Consider the following 8,527-nt stretch of genomic DNA (forward strand, 5'->3'; position numbering starts at 1 on the left):
TTATTGGGCAGGCGCCGGTGCCGGTGCGGCCGGAGCCGGGGCGGCGGGAGCGGCCGGCGCGGCACCCTCAGCCGGCTTTGCCGGAGCGGCTGCATCGGCAGGCTTGGCGCCTGCATCGGCGGCAGCCCCCGGTGCCGGCAGCGGCTTGGGATTGTCGGACAGCGTGCGCAGATAGGCGATGACGTTGGCGCGGTCCTCGTCCTTGGGCAGGCCGGCGAAGCCCATGGCGGTGCCCTTCACGAACTTCTTCGGCGAGGTGATGAAGTGGTTGATGTTGTCGTAGGTCCACTTCTCGGTGCCGCCCTTGGAGAATTCCTTCATGCCGGCCGAATAGGCAAAGCCTTCATGCTCGGCGACCGGGCGGTCAACGAGGTCCCACAGGTCCGGGCCGACCTTGTTGGGGCCGCCCTTTTCGCCGGAATGGCAGGCCTGGCACTTCTTGAAGACGGCAGCACCCTGCTCGACATTGGCGGTCGCCAGCAGATCGGCGATCGGCTTGGCCGCGGCGGCAGGCGCGGCCGGACCGCCTTCGGCGGGCTCGGCGGCCTCGATGGCGAAACCAGGCTTTTCCGGCGCCGGCGACGCAAACAGCGCATCGGACACAATGCCGACCGAGAAGACGACGAAAACGGTTCCGAGCAATCCGGCGAGCAGTTTGTTGACTTCGTTGGAATCCATACGCCCCTTGCTCCCTTTTCCGGCGGACAGAACCGTCCACTCCGTCCGTCGGTATCGTGACCGTCCTGCCAGGGCGGTCAAATCGGGCGGAAACTAGGTCTTTTGCTGCGGCGTTGCAACACCTATAAGGGCGCTTCCAGTGAGACCTTTTGCCACTTTCCCTGTCCTCTTTCGAGACGCCTTGCACCCGAAATGTCCACGCTGATCCTGATCCCGGCCCGCATGGCTTCGACCCGCCTGCCGGGCAAGCCGCTGGCCGACATCGCCGGCGCCCCGATGATCGTCCATGTCGCCCGCCGCGCCGCCGAAGCCGGCCTTGGCCGGGTGGTGGTGGCGACCGACACGCAAAGCGTGGCGCAAGCCGTGCGCGCGCACGGTTTCGAGGCCGTGATGACGCGCATGGATCATGAATCCGGCTCCGACCGCATCCACGAGGCGCTGGTCGCGCTCGACCCCGGGCGCAAGGTCGAAACCATCGTCAATGTGCAGGGCGACCTGCCGACCATCGATCCCCGGATCATCGCCGCGTCGCTCAGGCCTTTCGAGGACAGTGCGGTGGATATCGCCACGCTCGGCGTCGAGATCGTCCGCGATGAGGAAAAGACCAATCCCAATGTCGTCAAGATCGTCGGCTCGCCGCTTTCCGGCAGCAGGCTGAGGGCGCTCTATTTCACCCGTGCCACGGCGCCTTGGGGCGAGGGGCCGCTCTACCATCATGTCGGCCTCTACGCCTATCGCCGCGAAGCACTCGAGCGTTTCGTCGCGCTGAAGCCGTCGCCGCTCGAACGGCGCGAGCGGCTGGAACAGTTGCGGGCGCTGGAAGCCGGCATGCGCATCGACGCCGAGATCGTCCAGTCGCTGCCGCTCGGCGTCGACACGCCTGAAGACCTCGAACGCGCCAGAACAATCCTTTCAACCTGAGATATCGGCATGCCTGAAAAGACCAACAGAATATCCTTCCAGGGCGAGCCGGGCGCCAATTCCGACACCGCCAGCCGCAACATGTTTCCTTCGATGGAGCCGTTGCCCTGCCCGACCTTCGAGGATGCCTTCAACGCGGTCGAGACCAACAAGGCCGACCTCGCCATGATCCCGATCGAGAACACCATTGCCGGGCGCGTCGCCGATATCCATCATCTCCTGCCGGAATCGAAGCTGCACATCGTCGGCGAATATTTCCTGCCGATCCATTTCCAGCTGATGGTGCTGCCAGGCGTCAAGCGCGACGAGATCAAGACGGTGCACAGCCACATCCATGCGCTTGGCCAGTGCCGCAAATACGTTCGCAAGAACGGTTGGAAGGCGATCGTCGCCGGCGACACGGCCGGCGCCGCCAAAATGGTCTCCGAGGTCAAGGACCGCAGCATGGCGGCGCTGTCGCCGGCCCTGGCCGCGACCCTCTACGGGCTCGATATCATCGAGCAAAACGTCGAGGACACCGACTCGAACGTCACCCGCTTTGTCGTCCTGACCAAGAACAAGCAATGGGCCGAGCGCCCGTCGCCCGACGTCAAGATGATGACGACCTTCATCTTCCGCGTCCGCAACGTGCCGGCCGCGCTCTACAAGGCCATGGGCGGGTTTGCCACCAACGGCATCAACATGACCAAGCTGGAGAGCTACCAGCTGGGCGCTTTCACGGCGACGCTGTTTTACGCCGACATCGAGGGCCATCCCGACGATCCGCTGGTCAAGCTGGCGCTGGACGAGCTTCGTTTCTTCTCGCGCGAAGTGCGCATTCTCGGCGTCTATCCGGCCAGCGAGTCGCGTGAACAGTGGAAGGTTGCGGACTAGATCACCGCGCCCAGCGGCACATAGTCAATCTCCATGAAGGTCTCGACCTCCGGCACCCAGCGGTCGCGCACGAAGGCGACATGGTCTGGATGGTCGTTGTACCTGGTGTAGGCGGCCTGGTCGGCGAACTCCATCGAGAAGCCGAAACGATAGTCGTTCTTGGGGCTGATCTGCCGCAATTGCTCGAAATGCGTGACGCCCCTGATCGCGGTGAGGATCCTCTTGGCGTCGACCAGGAACCGCTTTTCCTCCAGCGAATGCGGCGGATGCTTCAGCGTGAAAACGACGGTGTGACGGATCATGTCCTGCTCCTGCAATGTCTTTAGGTGTTCGCTGCCATCATTCTGAATCGACCCAGGCGCGGATGAGGTGATGCGCAATGGCGCCTTTCGGCGGCGTGATCAGATTGTCCTGGTGCGTCCTTTCCAGCATCCGGCGCACCTCGTCGCGAAAAAACCAGCGGCAGTCCTCAAGCTCGTTGAGGTCGGCCTGGATATCGTCATTGAGCGGCTCGCCGAAGCAGCCGATCATCAGCGAATAGGGAAACGGCCAGGGCTGGCTGGCGTGGTAGACGACGCGGCCAAGCCGGATGCCGGCCTCCTCCAGCGTCTCGCGGCGCACCGCCGCCTCGATCGTCTCGCCCGGCTCGATGAAGCCGGCGAGGGCCGAATACATGCCCGGCGCGAAATGACGGCCGCGCCCGAGCAGGCACTTCTCCCGCGTCGCCGTCAGCATGATCGCCACCGGGTCGGTGCGCGGAAAATGTTCGGTGCCGCAATTCGGGCAATGCCGCTTGTAGCCGCCGGCCCGCATCTGCGATTCCGTGCCGCATTTGCTGCAGAAGCGATGGCTGGCATGCCAGGCGAGCAAAGCCGCCCCTTGCGCCATCGCGCCGGCCGCCGCCTCGTCGATCAGCCCTTGCATGTAGACCGAGCGGTAGTCGATGGCCTTGACTGTTTCCGGAAGCTGTTCGGGTTCGACGCCCGCGGGCACGGCCAGCACCGGTCCTCGTTCGGAAAAACCGAGCAGGATGCCTTGCGCCAGGGAAACCTTGAAGGGCTCGCTCTCGGTCGCACCGAACCAGGGATCGAGAGCGCCGCCATCGCCGAGCTTCAGATAGAGCCGGCCGCCATGCATCAGAAGCAGCCGCGTCGCCGGATCGGCCAGCGCCTTGTCGACCGAATCGTCGGCGCGGTTCTCGGACTGCCGGTCGATCGTGTTGCCGGCGAAGCCGACGAACTGGCTCGGCTCGCGCAAAGGCGCGTCAAACAGGCGGAAGCTCATGGGACTCTGGAATATGTTGAGGGATGGACACGGGGAACGCTTATAGCGCCGCCTTGATCGTTTCGGCAAACCGTCGCAAGTCGGAACGCTGATAGGGCTCTCGCAGGCCATGTCCCCACACAGGACCTGGCCAGCCGGGATCGCCTTCAGAACGCGCGATGACATGGATGTGCAACTGGCGCACGATGTTGCCGAGCGCGCCGGTGTTGATCTTGGTGCAGCCGGTCGCTTTCTTCAGCGCCTGCGCCACCATATTGGTCTCGAAGGTCAGCATCGCCTGGTCAAGCGGCGTCATGTCGTGGATTTCCTCCGCGCCCGGCCGCTGCGGCACCAGCAGCAGCCATGGCCAGCGGCGGTCGTTCATCACCCGCAGCTCGCACAGCCCAAGCCACATCAACTGCTCGCTGTCCGCCTCCAGCCGTGCGTCCAGCGTGAATCCGGCCTTCAGGCCCGGCAGCATCGGCGTTTCCCTTGCTTTTCTTGTTTTCCTCAAACGCAGGAACGCTAGAGCGGCGGCAGGGGGGCTGCAAGCGAATCATTGCGCCCCTCACGCTTTGGTGCGCCAATTCCATATTTTTGCGATTTCTGCGGCGCACTTGCATTTCGTCGCGCAATTGCCGATATGGAAAGCGGGAGGTTGGTGGTGGACGATCCACTCGCCAACCGGGTCAGGTCCGGAAGGAAGCAGCCCTAACGAGCCCGGAACGGGTCATTGTTCCAGCCTCCCACCTCATCGGCCCCTCTCGCGACATTGACGACGCATTGCAGCGCGGGCGAGACTATGCGCAGGAATCGGCCGCCTTCGGGCGCGGCCATTTGGAGCTTTACGGGCGTATGAGCGAAGCCGGAAATTCGGGACCAAAGAGCCTGGAGATAGGCAAGGCCGCCGCCTATCGCGTGCTGGCACGCAAGTACCGTCCTTCGAACTTCTCCGAGCTGGTCGGCCAGGAGCCGATGGTGCGCACCCTCACCAACGCCTTTGCCACCGGCCGTATCGCCCAGGCCTGGATGCTGACCGGCGTGCGCGGCGTCGGCAAGACCACGACGGCGCGCATCCTCGCGCGCGCCCTGAACTATAAAACCGCTGATATCGACCAGCCGTCGGTCGACCTTGCCGTCCTCGGCGAACATTGCCAGGCGATCATGGAAGGCCGCCATGTCGACGTCATCGAGATGGACGCCGCCTCGCACACCGGCATCGACGACATCAGGGACATCATCGAGCGCGTGCGCTATGCGCCGGTCTCGGCCCGCTACAAGGTCTATATCATCGACGAAGTGCACATGCTGTCGACGCAGGCCTTCAACGGCCTTCTGAAGACGCTGGAAGAGCCGCCGCCGCACGTCAAATTCATCTTCGCCACCACCGAGATCCGCAAGGTCCCGATCACCGTCCTGTCGCGCTGCCAGCGCTTCGACTTGAGGCGCATCGACGCCGGCGCGCTGGTCGCGCATCTCGCCTCGATCTCGGCCAAGGAGGGCATTTCGGTCGACGACGACGCGCTGGCGATGATCGCGCGCGCCGCCGAGGGCTCGGCCCGTGATTCGCTCTCCATCCTCGACCAGGCGATTGCCCATGGTGCCGGCTCTGTCGGCGCCGATGCGGTTCGCGCGATGCTGGGGCTCGCCGACCGCGCCCGCATCGTCGACCTGTTCGAACATGTGATGAAAGGCGATGTGGCGGCAGCCCTTGGCGAATTCCGTGCGCAGTACGATACCGGCGCCGATCCGGCCGCCGTGCTGACCGACCTTGCCGAATTCAACCACCTCGTCACCCGGCTGCGTTTCGTGCCGACGGCCATCGAGGATGCCTCGCTATCCGAGGACGAGCGGCAGCGCGGCGCCGATTTCGCCAGGACGCTGTCGGTCAGGGTGCTGTCGCGGACATGGCAGATGCTGCTCAAGGGCATTCCAGAGGTGCAGTCCTCCAACCGGCCCGTCAGCGCCGCCGAAATGGTGCTGATCCGGCTGGCGCATGCCGCCGACCTGCCGACGCTGGACGAGGCGTTGAGATCGCTTGAAGGCGCAGCGCCGGCGCAGAATGGCGCGCTGCGCCCAAATGGGGCGCCTGCAGGGGGAGGCAACGGCAACGGCGCCAGCGCGGTGGCGCAGACGCGCATGCCGTCTGGCCCGGGCGGCGCGCAGACCATGCGGCTGGTCGAAGCCTCGCCTGCGCCCGTTGCCTACGTCGCTCCGCCGGAGCCGGTCACGGAGGCGCAATCGGCGCCGCTGAAATCGCTGGCCGACATCATTGCCCTGGCAGACGCGCAGCGCGACATCGCCTTCAAGGTGCTGGTCAAAAGCTGCATCCGGTTTGTACGCATCGAGCCCGGCCGCATCGACGTTGGCCTGACCAGCGATGCGCCCAAGATGCTGCTCAACGACCTGACGACGAAATTGCGCGCCTGGACCGGTCGCAGCTGGCTTGTCTCGCTGTCGAAGGAAGAGGGCGGCCAGACGCTCGCCGAAATGGAATCGGCCAAACGCGAGACGGCTTTTCTCGATGCCAAGAGCGACCCGACAGTGGCCGCCATCCTGGCGCGCTTTCCCGGTGCCAAGATCATCGATGTGCGCATTCCGGACGCGCCGGAAGCCGAAACGGCAGAGGCCGAAGTGCCGGTCGAGCCGCCGGCTGACGACGATGAACCCTGATCCAGCCACGAATCCGCAAAGGACCCGACCATGAAAGATCTTCTCGGCCTGATGGGCAAGGCGAAGGAAATGCAGGCCAAGTTCCAGGCCATGCAGGACGAGATCGCCACGCTGGAAGCGTCCGGCCAGGCCGGCGGCGGCCTGGTCAATGTGACGCTGACCGGAAAATTCGAGATGAAGTCGTTGAAGATCGATCCGTCTCTGTTCAAGGAAGACGATGTCGAGATCCTGGAAGACCTGGTGCTGGCCGCTCACAACGACGCCAAGACCAAGGTCGAGCAAATCATGCAGGAAAAGACCAAGGCGCTGACCGCGGGCCTGCCGATCCCGCCGGGAATGAAACTGCCCTTCTAGCCTTCGGTGCGGCCATGGCCGAAGAGCCGTCCGAAAGACTGATCGAGCAGCGTATCCGCAACAGGATCTACGAGATCCTGGAAATCCTGGCCGATTGTGACGACGGCGTCGATCTCGTCGGCATCAAGGGTTATTTCTATCTGTTCGAGGATTTCCTCCATCGCCCATCGATCGAAGCCGGCACATCGGCGCTTTCGAAGGACGAGCGCGCGATCGTGCTGGAGATCGCCGAATTCCTCGAGGCGGCAAGCGAGACAAATCCGGACTTCACCAAGGCTGAGTTCATAGACAGCGGCTGGCCGGGAAAGATCGCGCCGACGGCCAGGGAGGCGCGGACGCTGTTCCTCCGGCGCGGCCTGTTTTCGGAGAAGGTCGAGGAGCTTGAGCCTGGCCAGCCGGCCGCGATAGCGGCCGGGCGGTAGATCGCTTCAGGAAAAACCGCGTGGTGCTTTCCCTTGGGGCAATTGCGGCGAAACAAAGAGAGAGCGGTCATCGCTTTTGTGAAATGACGGCTCGATCTATCTGGAAAGCCACGAAATTGTGCCAATTTGGCAACAGTGCGTTGTTAATAACGTTTTGGCCATCATTTTGCCCGAAAGTGTCTCATTCTTGCCGCAGCCTGGGGGCGGGCACGAAGTGAGAGGGTTACTGTTGATTTCCACGCGATGGAAGACGCCGCTGTTGCTCGGCGCCGTCATTTCACCCCTGTTTTTGGCTGCCTGCAGCCAGACCACTTCACACGGCATGTCCGTCGCCAGCCTGACCGACGCCATCACGCCGGGTTTCCTGAGTTCAGGGGCCTACAGCCACACGCCGAAGGACAAGGAATGCCTGGAACGGGCGATGTTCTTCGAGTCCAACCGCTCGAGCCGCGACGGCATGATCGCGGTCGGCACGGTGGTAATGAACCGGCTGCGCTCCGGCAACCATGGCAGCACCATCTGCCAAGTGGTGGGCGAGCCCGGGCAGTTCGCGCCTGGTGTCATGACAAGGCCGATGAATTCACGCGCAATGCCCGATGTCGAGGAAGCCGCCGACGCGGTGCTGAAGGGCGAGCGCAAGTCCAAGCTGAAGAACACCATGTTCTTCCACACAGCCGGCCTCCGCTTCCCCTACAAGAACATGCACTACACCATGGTTGCCGGCGGCAATGCCTTCTACGAGAAGCGCGGCCGCAACTGGCAGCCGCTGCCGGATGAGCCGCAGGTCGCTATTGCCTCGGCGGCGCCCGACAAGTCAGCCGCGCCGGTGACGATGGTCGCCTCCGCCGAGCCGGTGCGTCCAGCCAGGACGGCAACCGTTCGATCCGCTCCCGCCCAGCAGACCTATGTGACCGCCGCCGCCGCGCCGGCCGCGAAATCCGCGCGTGTCTCGCAAGAGCCGACGGTGGTGGCGATGCAGGAGCCGATGGAAGAGCCGGATGCCGCGCGTTTTGGCGGAAGCTTGAACACAAGGGTCATCTCGTCGGTTCAAGACGCGCCGCAAGAGGCGTCGATGGGGTTCCAGTCGACGCCTGAGAACACAGACGCCATTGGCGCGATGATTGTCAGCCAGGGCCGGCCGCTCGAGACCAACTGATCTGCGCCCCGCGGGTCCGCCAAGGCCCAATATGGCGGTCATGCGGATGCAGATGTTCCAAAGCGCTCTGAAAAATCCTGGAGCGGGGGGGGGGGGGGGGGGGGGGGGGGGGGGGGGGGCGGGGGGGGGGGGGTGGGGGGGGGGGGGGGGGGGGGGGGGGGGGGGGGGGGGGGGGGGGCGGGCGGGG

Annotated in this window: 10 protein-coding genes and 1 other RNA gene; 7 read left to right on the plus strand and 4 right to left on the minus strand. The window is 64.4% G+C overall.

Annotated features, from left to right (window positions below; genetic code table 11):
- A complete protein-coding gene (locus tag AC0L2D_RS07205; protein ID WP_013527938.1) occupies positions 1-678 on the minus strand; it encodes a c-type cytochrome in 678 nt (225 codons plus the stop codon).
- A gap of 192 nt (positions 679-870) precedes the next feature.
- Between AC0L2D_RS07205 and AC0L2D_RS07210 the strand changes: the two genes are divergently transcribed.
- Positions 871-1,599, plus strand: coding sequence for a 3-deoxy-manno-octulosonate cytidylyltransferase (locus tag AC0L2D_RS07210; protein WP_027161787.1), 729 nt, complete (start codon positions 871-873; stop codon positions 1,597-1,599).
- 9 nt (positions 1,600-1,608) lie between these two features.
- On the plus strand, positions 1,609-2,472 hold the full coding sequence (locus AC0L2D_RS07215; RefSeq protein ID WP_013527936.1) for a prephenate dehydratase: 864 nt from the start codon (positions 1,609-1,611) through the stop codon (positions 2,470-2,472).
- Here the strand turns inward: AC0L2D_RS07215 and AC0L2D_RS07220 are convergent.
- From AC0L2D_RS07220 to AC0L2D_RS07230, 3 genes are read right to left on the minus strand one after another with little or no spacing between them, the layout of a single operon-like run.
- Positions 2,469-2,774: a Dabb family protein gene (locus AC0L2D_RS07220; protein ID WP_027161785.1), complete on the minus strand. Its 306-nt coding sequence runs from the start codon at positions 2,772-2,774 to the stop codon at positions 2,469-2,471. The two genes, AC0L2D_RS07215 and AC0L2D_RS07220, sit on opposite strands and share 4 nt — an antisense overlap.
- Before the next feature lie 37 nt (positions 2,775-2,811).
- On the minus strand, positions 2,812-3,756 hold the full coding sequence (gene nudC / locus AC0L2D_RS07225) for an NAD(+) diphosphatase (protein ID WP_013527934.1): 945 nt from the start codon (positions 3,754-3,756) through the stop codon (positions 2,812-2,814).
- A gap of 40 nt (positions 3,757-3,796) precedes the next feature.
- On the minus strand, positions 3,797-4,216 hold the full coding sequence (locus AC0L2D_RS07230) for an HIT domain-containing protein (protein ID WP_013527933.1): 420 nt from the start codon (positions 4,214-4,216) through the stop codon (positions 3,797-3,799).
- A 172-nt stretch (positions 4,217-4,388) separates the two neighbouring features.
- On the opposite strand from AC0L2D_RS07230, the gene ffs reads away from it, so the two are divergent.
- The 5 genes from ffs to AC0L2D_RS07255 all read left to right on the plus strand — a co-directional run bounded on the left by ffs (position 4,389) and on the right by AC0L2D_RS07255 (position 8,340).
- An RNA gene (gene ffs, locus AC0L2D_RS07235) (signal recognition particle sRNA small type) lies at positions 4,389-4,485 on the plus strand.
- 105 nt (positions 4,486-4,590) lie between these two features.
- Positions 4,591-6,408: a DNA polymerase III subunit gamma/tau gene (locus AC0L2D_RS07240; protein WP_473540677.1), complete on the plus strand. Its 1,818-nt coding sequence runs from the start codon at positions 4,591-4,593 to the stop codon at positions 6,406-6,408.
- Between the two features lie 30 nt (positions 6,409-6,438).
- The gene (locus AC0L2D_RS07245; protein WP_013527931.1) at positions 6,439-6,762 is read left to right on the plus strand and encodes a YbaB/EbfC family nucleoid-associated protein; all 324 of its coding nucleotides are present in this window, start codon (positions 6,439-6,441) and stop codon (positions 6,760-6,762) included.
- Between the two features lie 14 nt (positions 6,763-6,776).
- Positions 6,777-7,184, plus strand: coding sequence for a hypothetical protein (locus AC0L2D_RS07250; RefSeq protein ID WP_027161783.1), 408 nt, complete (start codon positions 6,777-6,779; stop codon positions 7,182-7,184).
- Between the two features lie 229 nt (positions 7,185-7,413).
- Entirely contained in the window at positions 7,414-8,340 is a 927-nt protein-coding gene (locus AC0L2D_RS07255; RefSeq protein WP_013527929.1) for a cell wall hydrolase, read from the plus strand.
- The last annotated feature ends 187 nt before the right edge of the window (positions 8,341-8,527 follow it).

Source organism: Mesorhizobium sp. WSM4833 (genome assembly GCF_055811095.1).